Origin of the sequence: Coprococcus sp. AF19-8AC, from assembly GCF_003603115.1 — a bacterium.
Classification (GTDB): Bacteria; Bacillota; Clostridia; order Lachnospirales; family Lachnospiraceae; genus Coprococcus; species Coprococcus aceti.
The window spans coordinates 1,033,162-1,048,797 of record NZ_QTMI01000001.1; the positions used below are offsets into that span (position 1 = coordinate 1,033,162).

General features: G+C 44.4%; 9 protein-coding genes and 1 pseudogene. 1 reads left to right on the forward strand and 9 read right to left on the reverse strand.

Going from position 1 to position 15,636, the window contains the following annotated elements:
* Positions 1-61: 61 nt before the first annotated feature.
* The 8 genes and pseudogenes from DWX57_RS04715 to DWX57_RS04750 all read right to left on the reverse strand — a co-directional run bounded on the left by DWX57_RS04715 (position 62) and on the right by DWX57_RS04750 (position 13,937).
* Positions 62-8,365: a leucine-rich repeat protein gene (locus DWX57_RS04715; protein ID WP_133300872.1), complete on the reverse strand. Its 8,304-nt coding sequence runs from the start codon at positions 8,363-8,365 to the stop codon at positions 62-64.
* A 188-nt stretch (positions 8,366-8,553) separates the two neighbouring features.
* The gene (locus DWX57_RS04720; RefSeq protein WP_015533113.1) at positions 8,554-9,252 is read right to left on the reverse strand and encodes a zinc metallopeptidase; all 699 of its coding nucleotides are present in this window, start codon (positions 9,250-9,252) and stop codon (positions 8,554-8,556) included.
* Positions 9,253-9,429: 177 nt separating this feature from the next.
* Positions 9,430-10,215: a GH25 family lysozyme gene (locus DWX57_RS04725; protein WP_117549126.1), complete on the reverse strand. Its 786-nt coding sequence runs from the start codon at positions 10,213-10,215 to the stop codon at positions 9,430-9,432.
* A gap of 130 nt (positions 10,216-10,345) precedes the next feature.
* A complete protein-coding gene (locus DWX57_RS04730) occupies positions 10,346-10,669 on the reverse strand; it encodes a hypothetical protein (protein WP_120123118.1) in 324 nt (107 codons plus the stop codon).
* 506 nt (positions 10,670-11,175) lie between these two features.
* Positions 11,176-11,439 (reverse strand): annotated as a pseudogene (locus DWX57_RS04735) (AAA family ATPase); the annotation flags it as partial.
* Between the two features lie 45 nt (positions 11,440-11,484).
* A complete protein-coding gene (locus DWX57_RS04740; RefSeq protein WP_120123120.1) occupies positions 11,485-11,766 on the reverse strand; it encodes a helix-turn-helix domain-containing protein in 282 nt (93 codons plus the stop codon).
* A gap of 429 nt (positions 11,767-12,195) precedes the next feature.
* Positions 12,196-13,206: a GGGtGRT protein gene (locus DWX57_RS04745; protein ID WP_004853826.1), complete on the reverse strand. Its 1,011-nt coding sequence runs from the start codon at positions 13,204-13,206 to the stop codon at positions 12,196-12,198.
* A 29-nt stretch (positions 13,207-13,235) separates the two neighbouring features.
* Positions 13,236-13,937 (reverse strand): iron-sulfur cluster assembly scaffold protein, encoded by a 702-nt coding sequence (locus tag DWX57_RS04750; protein WP_004853825.1) that lies wholly within the window; start codon positions 13,935-13,937, stop codon positions 13,236-13,238.
* A gap of 356 nt (positions 13,938-14,293) precedes the next feature.
* Between DWX57_RS04750 and DWX57_RS04755 the strand changes: the two genes are divergently transcribed.
* Complete coding sequence (locus DWX57_RS04755; RefSeq protein WP_022216212.1) at positions 14,294-15,211, forward strand: PHP domain-containing protein; 918 nt, start codon at positions 14,294-14,296, stop codon at positions 15,209-15,211.
* Between the two features lie 35 nt (positions 15,212-15,246).
* On the opposite strand, the gene yajC is transcribed toward DWX57_RS04755, so the two are convergent.
* Positions 15,247-15,621, reverse strand: coding sequence for a preprotein translocase subunit YajC (gene yajC, locus DWX57_RS04760; protein WP_015533108.1), 375 nt, complete (start codon positions 15,619-15,621; stop codon positions 15,247-15,249).
* Positions 15,622-15,636 lie beyond the last annotated feature (15 nt).

Sequence of the window (15,636 nt, forward strand, 5' to 3'; positions counted from 1 at the left end):
ATAAAAAACAGGACAGCCACATCATCTGTGACTGTCCCGCCAACGCATCAACGCATTTCATTTATTTTGACTTTTTGTATACAGCTTTCTTAGGAGTGTTCATTCCCTTCGCCTTGAGCTTCTTTGCATATGCGTCATATTTCTTCTTAGGAAGATATATCTTCACATTGCTCTTGACACCCCGAAAAGCATTCTTACCGATAGTCGTTATCCTTGTAGACTTTATGGTAACTTTTCCAAGCTTTCCACACTTGCTGAATGCTGCACCGCCTATGGTCTTAACGTTTCCTCCGATCACAACCGTGGTGAGATATTTGCGTCCTGTAAATGCTTTCGCTCCTACAGCCGTAACATTGAAGTTCACTCCACCGATCTTGACACTGGATGCAACCGTGAGCGACTTGAACTTCTTGTCGTTCTTCTTGCTTGTACTTCCAACAAGTGTCACTGTTCCCTTGCCATTTGACGCGGCATTTGTCACCTTATATTTCAGATAGCCAGGCACGCCCTTCTGCGCAACTTTATATATCTTGCCCTTGCCAGCCTTGATAGCAAATGTCTTGCTGACGGAGCCTCTGTAATTACCCTTACCAGTGATCTTTACTGTCGCTGTACCGATATTCTTGTTGTTCCTGTACTGTACGGTGTAATCCACACCATTCTTCAGTGTTGTTTTGCCTCTCCTCAGCGCAAGCGATTTAACAGTGATAGATGATCCTGTGTATGTATATCCATTCTTTTCTATACCGCTTACGACCACATTGTTCTTGGAATTTCCTATGTCTATTCCAAGGGCAGCTACTGACTCATAACGCTTGTATCCACACTTGGTACAGGTAAATGTCTTCTTACCTGCCGCTGTGTCTGTAGGCTTGGTCGTTATCGCGCCCTTGTCCCATGTGTGATTTGCCAGGCCTGACTTCTCTCCACATGAGCACTGATACCAGTGAGATCTGCTGTCGCTCTTGTACTTATTGCCGTAATCGTGTACATGCTGCTCCGGCTCTTTCTCGATGGTGATCTTTACATTGAATACAACTCCATTGTAAGCCCTGTTCCATCCTGTAACTGATGTCCAGTCATAATTTGCTGTGTCCGCAGGCTTGAAACAAAGCTTGTATGTATTGCTATCCTCAACCTTTGTCGTTCTGTCTGTATACCATGTGTATACTCCATCCTCGCGCTCTGGAAGCTCTATGTCTGCAAGAGTCATATTCTCCTTAGCACTCAGTGAATCTATCGCCTGAGTAAATACTGCATTTGCAGGAAGAATCTGAACAGTTATCTCCACATGCTCTGCTCTCTCGTATACATCCTCATCTTCAGGTACAAATGTTGCAAGGAAAGTCTTTGTTCCAACCTCTCCTACAGATTCATCTGCATTCTCCCAGATGAACATTCCACCTGCTGTCTCAGGCAGGAGTATCTTGCCAACATTGTCTCCGTATGTAGCTGTGACATTCTCCGGAACTGTAAATACAGGATCCTGCTTTCTCACATACACTGAAAGCTTCACTGCAATTCTCACACTTCCGTCTTCCAGTTCCTCATATGTTCCCTCTGCTGCATCGATCTTGCTCCAGTCATAGTTTGCTGTGTCGTCTGGAACAAAGTATGCATCGTAGGTCTCGCTTGTTCCGGCCTTTCCTACCTGCTGTGTTCCATCTGCCCACATGTACTTTCCTGCTGCCGATGTTGGAAGCTCCACATCCGCAAGGGTCTTGCCGGCATATGCGTCGCCCGCCTTTCCGGCAGTAAATGAAGGTATTCCCTTCTCCACGCTGGATATGATCAGTGTAAACTCAGCCACTGTCTGATTCTGTCCTCTCACCGTGAACTTTACTGTCTGTGCCTCAGCACTTGCAGTCTTCGGCGTTCCATATACCTTTCCATCGTATATCACAAGTCCTGCCGGAAGTGTCTGTCCCTTTGCAAGGGAGTATAACACATATCCGTTGTCCACAGCTTCATCATTCTGGATCTCTATGGCTGTCAGATCATATAATGGCTCATCCTTTGTGGTTGTCTTTCCAACCTGCGCCTTAACTGTATCCTCTGTCTTTGCAAGAGTTATATTTACGGCCTCCTGCTTTGCCATATTTACCGTAACTGTTGCCGGCTCATATGTCATGACGCCGCTCCAGAGACGGTTGTTACTTGTAGTCATGGCTGTGTCATCCGGTCCAAATACAACTGAATCCACCGCCATTCCATCTATCGGCTCACCGTCTATTGTGATGTAGAACGACTTGCCACCCTGTATATAGAGTGCATCGTCACCGTCAACACCTGACTTCTTCTGACATCTTGTTGCCGATGAACTCTTCTCTATCTTTGCATCGCCATCCTTGAAGCAATATGCAGGATAATCCACATCAAGCTTGTAGAAAATGACGCTGTAATTTTTCAGTGCGTACACCATATCCGGGATCACTGTGGTGAGTATGCTTCCGCTTCCAAGACTTGACGTATATGCAAGCTGCTTCATATTACCATAGTTTACGATCATTGCACTGTTTGTGAGGTTGCCAAATGTAAACTGTGCATCAGCTCTATTGATGAGCTTTGCATTTGTATTCAAGGTGATCCTCTCACTATTTGCTGCTGTGATATCCCCGTAGTTATCTACTGTTGCTGAAGCCTGAACATTTCCTTTCAGATTCCATGCACCTCTGTTGACCAGTGATCCTGTCATAGTCAGAGCGCCGTCCACATTCCATGTGCCAAGGTTCTCAACATCACCGGTAACTGTCGCTGTCGATGTATTTGTAAGAACTGCGCCCTCGGCGATGGTCAGCTTTGAATCCTTGAGGATCTCAAGCTGTTTTACCTCCACCTCTCTGTCAAGTGTGTAGTCTCCGCCTATAGTTAATTTGCCGGCGAGAGACATATACAGTGAACCCAGACTCTCAACCTGGTAATTGTCAGCGGTGCCCTTTACAGTAGCTGTGGACTTTGCATTCTCGTCTACATACTCTACCTTGCCAACCTTACCGCCTGCCGCAAGTACAAAGTCACCTGTGACAGCGCCCTCTGTTCCTGCCTTGACGTATATATTTCCAATACTGTGACCATAGTTAAATACCAATGCCTTGCTATGCTCATTGTTGACGTCATTTTTTCTGAGTTCTCCTGACTTTATCTCGGCATACAGATCTCCCTTCACATCTGACTGCTGGACAAAGTTGTTGCACTTCTCAGCGCACCATCTTCCATCAACCACACAGTTCACATTGCCAGATACGGCTGTTCCCGACACTCCGTTGAAGTAGGAGCGCTTGTTCATGTAATCCGCACCGTATATAAATGTATTGTAATGATCAGTTATACCAACTCTTACATCCACATCACCTGATACTGATCCACCTGATGTAACATACATATTCTCAGACTTTGTTGATTCCGGTGTGTACATCTGTGCAGACTTTGCAAATGTGAAGTCTACCTTCTCCGCATTTGTATTGTACGCACCGTATACCACGCTTCCTGCTCTTCCGTCCTCTGCCGTGAAGGTCACTGTCTTGACATCAGCGTTTCCTGCCGCAGCTACAGTGCCTGACACATAACCGCTCATGATCGTCATGGTTACATTTCCATCTATCGTCACTCGGTCTGCCTTGCTGTCAGTTGAACCCGCAGCACATATATTGCCGACATTTCCGCTTCTGAGTGTCACCGATATGTCACCAGTGTATTTATTTGCTGTGTCCGTATAGCCTGATATGCTGTAGCCTGACAGATCATATGTAACCTCTCCGTCTATTCTGAGTGGTCTGTTGTCGTCTGCCACTCCGTTGTGATCAGCATCCAGATATACTGAGCTCTTGCTGCTGTCCGATGGATCAACTATTATCACTGCCGAATTTCCACCGAGATCAATGGTCTTATCCTCTGTGTTCACAGATACACCAAGCTTGTTGATATCAGGTATCTCCGTGCCTGCCGGCAGTACCTTGAATACCACTGGGAAATCAACCGATGTTCCATTTCGTCCTGTTATGACAAATGTTACTGTGCTTTCACCTGCATTCTTGGCTGTTCCTATTATCTTACCCGACTCAAGCACAAGTCCTGATGGAAGTGTCGAACCACTCTTCAGTCTGTACTGCATGTCAGTTCCATAATCCTTTGTGGTATCTCCTGTAACCTTGAGGATCGTGAGATCGTACGCTGGTGAATCCGCTGTGTACTTGGTCTCCGCCGCCAGAATCGGATCTGCGTATTCCTTACTGATGTCTATCTGGTCTGCCACATAATCCACTACAATAGACATAGATGAATCCGGACCTGTCACCTTTGCACTTCCGTTGCTTCCCTGTACCGGCTCGCCGCCATTTGCCGACACATAGGCTGTGTAACCCGGCACATCGGTATAGCTAACTGTGATCGCCTGTTTGCAGGCAACATATTTGACATTCTCATATTCAACTACATATGACTGTGCAGCCAATTTTGCTGATGAGTTGTCCATGTTTGTTGAGGCGCCTGCATAGCTGTAATACACTCCTGTCCAGCCGCTGGCATCTATATCATCTGCAAATTTTCCTGCTGCCACCCACACACCTGTGTTGCTGAACTTGTCTGAAGGACACTTGAGCGTACCCTTCTGATATACTCTTGCCCAGCCTGATGTCATGTTGACCTTGCCCACATCAAACAGCGCATCCTCGCCTATTGTGAGTGTCGTGTCATACTGTGTCATATTGAGAGCCGCAAGCTTCGTATCTCCATTCACAACTGCCTTGGCATACTTTGAATAACCAAGCCGGTCAGCGGTCAGCGTATCGTTAAATACTGCGGATGATCTCTCGTTCAGTGACACATAATCCGTTACCTCAACCGGAGCATTTACATCAACTGCCGCACTGTCATAGATTATCAGAGCCGTTGCCGTGAGCTTCTTATTCACAACATAGGTTCCTCTGATAGTTACGATATCCTTGCTGTTTCTCATGAATGCACCGGTATATTTTGATGTTGTATCCGCTGCAAATCCGCCCTTATCTACAGTGTTCTCTGCGATCTCATATGCGATGGTTCCATCCACGGTTGAATTCGACAGAACATACATAGTTGCTGCCTTACCACCACGGATATTTATACTCACCGCATCGCCGCCTTCATATGAAAGCTCTGAGTCCTTTGCACCGTATATTGCTTTTACATTTCCCCCCGTCATGGTGATCCTGATATTTCGTCTTATGGCGTTGTCCTCGACACCTGTTATCGTGTACTCCGACAGATCTCCGGTGTACAAAGGTGTCTTGCCATCTGCCTGTCCATCCTGATTGTCGTCCACGTATATCTCTGTCTCTGTGTCGTCCTTTGCCTGGATGACCACTGATGTTCCGTTGAGACATATAGTCTTCTCATCCTCGTCAACTACGATTCGGCCATCCTGGTTGTCCTGCTTCTTCTCCTCATTTGAGACGATCACATTCAGTGAGAGCTGTGCCTTTGAACCATTTCTTCCTGTCACATGTACTATGACATTCTTTCCATCTTCATAAAGCTTGCTTGCCGTTCCGACAACCTTGCCATCGATCAATGAGAGTCCCTCAGGAAGTCCATTTGTCTCGTCTATCTCGTATGTGACCTCGCCCTCTCTTGCGTCGTTTGATATGACAAGATCTGCCATGTCATAGAGAGGCGAAGCTGCCGTGTATTCTTTTCCAAGCAGTGCTGAAGGGTCAACAGTTGTCTTGGATACCACGATCTGCTTTCCTGTCGTTACGACCGTCACTGTACAAGGCTCATTCGGCATGCTGAACGTGTACACGCCATTTGATTCAACCGCTGAATTTTCCGCTGTGTCGCTCTGACCTCTGAAGGTCACCTTGTCAAGAATATATCCCTTGTTCACGGTCGGTGTTATCTTGACATCTGCGCCGCCCTTGACATATGTACCATCAGGATCAATATACTGTGACGTCTTGCCTGTCATGGTGTACGTTGCGGCCTTATCGTTGGACACAACATCTAATGAATAATTTACATTTGCAACATCCCCTACAGCCGAGTCCTCTATTACGCCCCCCTTTGAGAATATATTTGGCAGATACCCATCAGTCGCCTTAAATGTTCCCTTGAGGATTCCACTGTGGAGTATGTTTGAACCGCCTGCTGCATATATACCCTCATTTGCAGTTACCGTTACCCCCTTGTTGATAACGATCACGGCATTGCCCTGGCTTCCGTTCTCTGTGAAGTTACCAAAGTAAATATTGTCAGCAGTTACATCCTTGTCTATCACAAGATTCTGTCCGCCATAATATATATTCTGTCCATAGGTTATAACAGATGAGCCGGTGGTATTCATGCTTGGAGCCATATAATACTTCTCCGGCATACTGCACTTGTCATCAAATGTAACTTTTGCATCCTTGTTATTACCTATATACATCTGGAAACTTATTCCGTCTGCATTTGTAAAATCTGTGTTGTTGATCTTTATATCAACAGGAACTGTATTCTCGGTTGAACCAGAATAGCTCTCATTTGCCAGATAGAAAATATTATTTCCCGCCAGTCCATTTATACTGCTGTCTGACAACGTTATGTCAACCTTTGTTCCGATATTTCCGCAACTGTAATCACCTCCGGCGAGTCCACATTTTGCAAAATGTATCTTTGCTATATCCGCCTTGAGTTCCCCTGCCAGTGCAAAGTTGCCCATCATGGTAAACATGTCGCTGCCCGCGTATTCATACGAGTTCACAAGCGGATCGCCATTTTCGTCTACTATGGATTCATCATTCATGCCATCCACATTGACCGTCATATTTCCCAGACAGCTACCGCCGTATACAAACCGTGCTGAACTGCTGATAACGTTGCTGACGCTTATGTTAAGATCCTTACTGATGCTTCCGCCCTGCTCTACATTCAGAGATCTCGTAATGCTGCAGCCCGAAACTATGGCATCTACAGAACCATTTACCGTCACATTTGACAGCTCCAGAGCATTTACATAGGCTGCATTACAGTTGTAAAGTTCTGCCTTTATATCACCTTTTACACCTGTGCTCAGATACATGCCATTTAATGTATCTGTTGTTGCCACAGCCTTCATTGCAACTCTGGCAGAAGTGATACCGGAACAATTTGAAATTCCATATACCCTGCCGCTGGCGCCAGTGATATTCTCCATGTTCACAGTATACGTATATGTTCCTTCTTCCTCCGGCTGAGTCTGACTGAACGAAACCGAATTCATGCCACATGTTGTGTAACCGGCAGCGCAGTTCTTTATATCTATATCAGCCCTTCCGCCCAGCATACCGCCATACATTCCATATATGGTGTTGAACTTTGCTCCTGAGCCATCAATGCTGACATTTACATTTCCCTTTATATTTGTATTATTGGTGCCATACACAGACATCTCTGATCCAGACTGGCTTTTCAGCTTAAGGTCCAGATTTCCAAGGATAGTCGCACTTGACGCACCATATAAACTGGCACTTCTTCCATCCTTTATGGCTGATATTCCGTCAAATGTAAGGCTCACGTCACCATCAACCTTTGCCCCCTGGGAAACTCCGTTCAGGCTGTCTACCTTGGAATCAGTCACCTTGGCCGTCAGTGTCTTACTGAGCACAGCTCCATTCTGCACGAGATACACTGAATTGGCGCTGGCTCCTTTCATATTGAACACTGCATCGCCATTAATAGTGTATGCCTTTCCTGTGTAATATCCATCTGTAGCCAGTGTGACAAATGTGTTGCCGTCACAGCTATAATTGATATTCTCCGTGATGTCTCCATCTATGGTCGATGTGCTGAGACCATAGAGCGTCTTTATCTTAACTGACTTCTCCGTGTCTATCAGTACACCACCAGTACAATATGTTCTGAAAAGTCCATACAGACTTTCAACTGCCGCGTCGCCCTTCACACTGATAGTTACCGCAGTCATGTTCTCCGGAGTCTCAACAGTGCTCTCAAATGCTCCATATACAACAGGCAGTTCAGCACCGTCTATGGTTATGGAGATCGGCGAACTGCCATTACCATGATAGATTCCATATATATTGCCATATTGTATGTCCGTGCTTCCATCCAATGCGAAAGCTTCCTCGCCCTCATCAAGGATTCCATCCCTGTCTTTGTCATTGTAAATATTTAATAACTGCTCGCTGTCAGTGGAATTCGGCGACTGCTTTATGATTACCGAATTGCCGTTGAGCGTGACACCTGATGGTGTAGAGCCTGACGACTCATATACATACTCCAGCCCCTTTCCCGTATTCGCAGCTTCAGACTGTGTTCCGTCCGCCGCAAATGCCGTTATTCCCGATGCCATACCTATAGCCGCAAGCACCGACAAGGCCGTTATACCTCCTCGTAGCCTTCTCTTTCTCATCAATTACCCTCCCTTAATTAATTGTTTCGCAGACCATCCCCGCTATAATTGTGCACTATAGCAGAAAAAGTCTTGCAAATATGTAGATTTTTGCCACTTTAACCATTTTACCATAGCAAAGTTGCAAATACTATCAACAAATTCACAAGACTTTTTTATGCATTTTTATATTTTCTGTTATAATTCCGCTATCTTCTCCTGTTGCCAAACAATAATACAAGTCTGAGCAACTGAAGTGATGCTGATACCATAGCTGCCACATATGTCATAGCTGCCGCTGTGAGTACACTTCTTGCACCCTTGAGTTCATCCGGATAGAGATATCCGCTGCCCTCCAGTATCGCCATGGCTCTTCTCGATGCATTGAACTCCACCGGAAGTGTCACAAACTGTAGGACAACAACCAGTGAGAACAATATGATTCCGAGTGTTATAAGGTAATCAACCCTCGGAATGAGAAGTCCTATAAGTATGAGCGGCCATGATATGGCTGAGCCTATATTTGCCGCTGGAATGATTGCTGACCTTATGGTGAGCGGTGCATATGCATTTGCATGCTGTATGGCATGTCCGCACTCATGGGCTGCCACGCCTATCGCTGCGATGGATCTGGAACCATACACGCTGTCCGACAGATTGAGCGTATGCTCCTTAGGATTGTAATTATCAGTCAGATCTCCTGAGATGTGATGTATTGACACATCCGTTATCCCCGCATTCCTGAGTATCATGTATGCGACCTGGTCCGCTGTGTAGCCTGACCGCGATCCCACCTTCTCATACTTCTTGTATGTGGTCTTGACTCTTGCCGACGCTATCATGCAGAGCACCACGCCTATGAGAACCAACAGATATGTTGGGTCAAAATAAAATCCATAATATGGCATATATATCACCTTTTCCTTTCATGTATCCCTGACGGGGGCTTTTGTTTTCCACTATCCTATAGTATATATTGCGCTTCGTCAACAGGTGTGGATGATTCTTCATATAAATTTCATTTTTGCCGGAACTAATTTTATACTTCGTTTTCCTGCCATTTTTCTTATGTCATTTACCTGCAGCTATCTGCCAAGCATCTCATTTACCTTATTCTGCACCTTGACATGATCATACCCTGCCTTCTTCAGCCTGTTCTTTCTGTCATCGCCATTTCCCCAGTCGCCGGCTATGACCTCTCTGGCTATCACATCTATCGATTTCTTCTGTGAACTGCCAGTCTTTTTTGCGGCATATTTTTTCCATGTCGTCTTATCTATATATGACTTGTTAAGATCGAGATTGCCATCGTAACCCGGAAGTCTTCCAACGGATGTGTACTGTCTGATATCACATTCGTATTGACCTTCATTCCATGGATGCTCCTGATATCCCGTCCGCTCGTAATCAGGATACTGTGCAACCCACAGCCTGTATCCCAGGCCCTTTACATTGTCCATGGCGCTCTTCTGGATATAGATCAGGGGCTTAACACCGGTCTTACTGTACACATGATCACACCACTCTTTGCACCATGCCCTGTCACTTCTGCCAAACTGCGGATTATTCTGCCCCTCCCAGTCAAGGACAAGTATCGCCTTGCCCACATATTTCTTACTGTATGCTATGAAATACTCAGCCTCACTGTGGGGATCGCCACCATTTGCATAATGGAATGCCCCCAGGAGTTTTCCCGCTTTCATCGCCTGGTCACAGTGCTTTGCAAAATACCTGTTCTTGTAGTCCGTGCCCTCCGTAGCTTTCACTATCACAAAGTCACAAGGCACCTTGGTTATATCTATAGTATCCTGCCACGCTGATATATCTATACCATCCATGTAGCCCTTTAATGGAACCTTATTAGAAGCCATAAAATTGTCTCCTGAATTCTTTTGTCTGTATATAATATTCCAGACATTGAATCAGGAGACAATCTTAGGATCATTATTCCGAACTTATACTTATCTGTCTCGTATTACATGTGTCACTGTCATAACACCCTTATTCATGCCACCTTTCCTTATCTCCGCCCTTGTAAAACCGCTTGAATATCGATATCAGGTAGTCCCATCCCCGGGTACATATAATCGCAATGACAAATGCCCCGAAAAACGCAGCCACAGGATAATACCACACAAATGCTATGTGATAAAATGATAGTCCAACAAAAAGTCCCACCTCACACACAATGACACTGGTGATCAGAACCTGAAAAGAGGTAGGGATCTTCTTCAGCACTCCTACCTCTTTCGTAAATTCCGTTATTATCGATATCAAAGTACAGCAAACAGCCACCATCACTAGACAAACCGCAAATCTGTCCATATGAGTTCACCTCCTTGTCCATGATATAGTTTAATGTATTCCGGAAGGTGGTATGTGGTTATAAAATATTATTGTGTTCTTAAATCTCTTTTTAAATCCAACCTCGCGTTAATGCGAGGTGTTTTACGTTATATAGGAATCTCCAAAATGTATATATATCAAAATTACTTCTGTATGAAAATAGAATAATGTATTTAACCGGGCAGCCGAGGGGTGTTACACCATATCCGTTCGAGTCTTGGAAGGGAGTGGTGCCTTATGAGTACATATGAGGAATTCATGGTTATATTAACCGTTGCGATACTTATTGTGACAATTCTGAATCATAGAAAATAAGAAAAACACCTCAGCCGGCTAAGCTATGAGGTGTTTCATCTTAAAATGGTTTTTGCCGGACGGATAGGAAGTATCTATCGCTCGGCTGTCTTATTAAGTATATTATACAATATTTTTGACGTTTGTCAAAAATAAAATTCTGAAGTGCAAGATCAAATGCCGCAGCGACTTCATAATACAGAACTTATCATCTTGGAATAATCAACCTTATCCCCATATACTTGTCTTAATTCGTCATATATGTAGTCCTTGATCTTTTCTATTGTTTTATCCTTATATGCGTCCCAGAATGATGATACATCAATATGTATTACATTATACCTATTCATATGCTTTTTGTAGCTTTCTTTAGCCGCTATCTCTGTATCACCAAAAAGAACAGAAGAATCGCATCCCCGGCTATAATACGCATCTATCATTTCTGCCGCATGGGACTTACCTAATCGTCAGGCGTGCCCTCCTTGTTTATTTCAAATGGATTACATATTCTTTAATTTCGCTTGAAGTTCGGCTATTTGAGCTTCAATTTTTGCCTTTTCTTCGTTTCGAGCATTATATTCTGCATCTGGTATCCATTCCATAATTTCGCTTGGTTGGACATGGAGATACTCGCAGATACGATTTAATGTATCTGTTTTGAATATTTCATTTTTGCTGATTTTAGACACAACATTTGTACTTATCCCAGTATCTTTGCACAGTTGTGTCTTTGTTGTTTTGCGTTCATTTAAAAGTGTGTCAAGTTTATAATATACTATCATGTATTCCGACCTCCTTTTATATGCTCAAAGACAGCATATTATTTGACTTTCTTCAAGCAATTAAATACTAATGCACTCTTAAAATATATTTACGTACTTGTGACCATCTACACTTTATGTAGGTGCATTAAAAGGGTAATTTGACGTTTACAGCGAATTTATGCTCTACAGGAAAATCAATCATTCAATATAGAGCTATCAGACACTCTTGAAAGTGATATTGTATTCACTTCTGATGTATATGGATATATTGATGCAGATTATGTTATTACAGTCAAGGAAGTCTACGTATATATGAAGTCCATATTAAAAAACTTTGTAGACTTCTCGTAGACATTTGTTCAGGATAAATATGTAGACATGACAAAAATAGAGAGCCTTTAGATCTCTCTAAAAGCCCTCTAAACCGTTTAAATACTAGGTTTTTATTTAGAACTTACCAGCGTTAGCAGCTTCCTCAACAGAAACAGCTACAGCAACTGTAGCACCAACCATAGGGTTGTTACCCATACCGATAAGTCCCATCATCTCTACGTGTGCAGGAACTGATGATGAACCAGCGAACTGTGCATCACTGTGCATACGTCCGAGAGTATCTGTCATACCGTATGAAGCAGGACCTGCTGCCATGTTATCTGGGTGAAGTGTACGTCCTGTACCACCGCCTGATGCTACTGAGAAGTACTTCTTACCCTGCTCGATACACTCCTTCTTGTATGTACCTGCAACTGGATGCTGGAAACGTGTAGGGTTTGTTGAGTTACCTGTGATAGATACACCAACGTTCTCCTTGTGCATGATAGCAACACCTTCCTGAACATCGTCAGCGCCGTAGCACTTAACTGTTGCACGGATACCATCTGAATATGCCTTCTCGTATACTACATTGAGCTCAGCCTTCTTGTAGTCATACTTTGTCTCAACATATGTAAATCCATTGATTCTTGAGATGATCTGAGCTGCATCCTTACCAAGACCGTTAAGGATAACTCTAAGAGGTTTTTTACGAACCTTGTTAGCCTTCTCAGCGATACCGATAGCACCCTCAGCTGCTGCAAATGACTCATGACCTGCTAAGAAACAGAAGCACTCTGTCTCCTCCTCAAGTAACATCTTACCAAGGTTACCATGTCCAAGACCAACCTTACGATGATCTGCAACAGAACCTGGTATACAGAATGCCTGAAGACCCTCGCCGATAGCTGCTGCTGCGTCTGCTGCCTTTCTGCATCCCTTCTTGATTGCGATTGCTGCACCTACTGTATATGCCCAGCAAGCATTCTCAAAACAAATTGGCTGAATACCCTTTACCTGATTGTAAACGTCAAGTCCAGCGTCCTTTGTGATCTTCTCAGCTTCTTCGATTGAGCTGATTCCATAGCTGTTAAGTACAGCGTTTATCTGGTCTATTCTTCTTTCATATGATTCAAATAATGCCATTGTCTCGTTCTCCTTTCCTCTATTTCCGACTACTCTTTACGTGGATCGATGATCTTAACAGCGCCCTGCTCTGGCTTAACACGTCCGTATGAACCTGAAGCCTTCTCCCAAGCTGTGTTAGGGTCATCACCCTTCTTGATAAAGTCAGTCATCTTTCCAAGAGAAACGAACTGATATCCGATAACTTCGTCATCTGCATCAAGTGCTATTCCTGTTACATAGCCCTCTGCCATCTCAAGGTAACGAACACCCTTAGCCTTTGTTGCATACATTGTACCAACCTGTGAACGAAGACCCTTTCCAAGATCCTCAAGTCCGGCACCAACTGCAAGTCCGTCATCTGAGAATGCACTCTGTGTACGTCCGTATACGATCTGAAGGAATAACTCTCTCATTGCTGTATTGATAGCATCGCACACAAGGTCAGTGTTGAGAGCCTCAAGGATTGTCTTACCCTGAAGAATCTCAGCTGCCATAGCTGCTGAATGTGTCATACCTGAACATCCAATAGTCTCGACAAGAGCCTCCTCGATAACACCCTCTTTTACGTTAAGTGAAAGCTTGCAGGCACCCTGCTGTGGTGCACACCAGCCTACACCATGTGTAAAACCAGAGATGTCTTTGATTTCCTTTGAGTAAACCCACTTTCCTTCTTCTGGGATAGGAGCTGGCTCATGCTTTGCACCCTTTGCTACAGGGCACATGTTTTCAACTTCCTTAGTGTAAATCATTGTGAAACTCCTTTCAAAATATGAATTCTTAAAAGCGGTTCCGAATTCTCTAATTCAAACCATCAGTGGTATTTTCTCACAAAACAGTTATGAAGTCCATAGCTTATTGAAAATTTTTGTCGCATTTGCGTGTACTTTATCAAGTACAGCGCGCCTTATTGAGAAAGTTTTTAACAAGGCACAGTTGTCAGGGTTCATATGTCCGCTTATATCATTTGACCGTAACCATATTCACTTGAACATATGTATTTATCTGATATACAATACTTCTGTCAGAGCACATTCAACCCAGACATGCGCCGCTCCAGGCGCTGCTCAGATACATGATATAAAAAATTAAAACGGAGGTTTTCAACATGAGATTTATAGATATGCACCTTCACACCACCGCTTCCGACGGCTCCTGCACCCCATCAGAGGTGTGCCAGCTTGCCATTGACAGGAATCTTGCAGCGATCGCCATAACCGACCACGACACAGTGGATGGCGTAGCAGATGCAATCACATATGCAGATAACTGGAACAGCACTCTTCCTCCGATCCAGAACAGTGATTCCACCAACTGCTCTGGCTTTTCTGACAGCAGTGACCATCATATCGAGGTAGTTCCCGGCATAGAGATGTCCGCCATCTACAACGGTGTGGAGATCCACATTCTTGGCTTCTATATGGACTACAAGAACCCTGAGCTCATCTCCCGTCTTGCCGCCATCAAACAGGCCAGATACGACCGAAACGAGCAGATGTGTGAGAGATTCCGCGCCGACGGAATAGACATGACCATGGAGAAGCTGCAGCATGGCAATCCTGATACTGTCGTCACAAGAGCTCATTTTGCCAGAATTCTCATAGCCGAAGGCGTATGCAGGGACATGAACCAGGCGTTCAAAAAGTATCTGGGCAAGAAATGCAAATATTACATTCCAACACCAGACATACCGGCCGCCGATGCCATAAGACTCATAAGAACCTACGGCAAGGCTGCCTTCATCGCCCATCCCCTCATATACGGATTTGGATATAAACAGATAGAGGACATGCTTGAAGAACTGAAGCCATATGGCCTTTCAGGGCTTGAGGTCTACCACTCCTCCAACAATGCCTATGAATCCGGAAGGCTTAGGGAGATCGCCAGAAAACACGGGCTCCTCATATCAGGAGGTTCCGACTTCCACGGCGCAGCCAAACCCGACATATCCGTGGGAACCGGAAGGGGCGGCCTTCGGATCACGGAAGCTGTATTTCAGGATATAAAAAAAGCGGTCACTGTATAATGACCGCTTTTTTATTTACTCTGATGATACCTTTATTATATCTTTGACTTCTTATCCTTATCATCATCTGTGACTGTTGATGATCCCTGCTTCTCAAGCTCTGCAACAGCGCTCTTGTGCATCGGTATACGACAGTTCTTGTTGTTACCAAACTCTACGATGATAGTTGAATCATCAACCACATCAAGGATGGTTCCGTAGAAACCACTGGTTGTCATGATATTATCACCAGGCTCCATCTGTGAAAGCATCTGGTCTGTCTTGGCCTTCTGCTTCTTCTGTGGTCTGATCATCATGAAGTAAATGATTGCAGCAAATATGGCAATATATACAACAATAAACATAACTGATGAACCGCCACTGGCCTGTGTTCCTGTTGACGATGATAAAATTGTTGAAAGTGAATTCATTCTCTGATCTCCTTT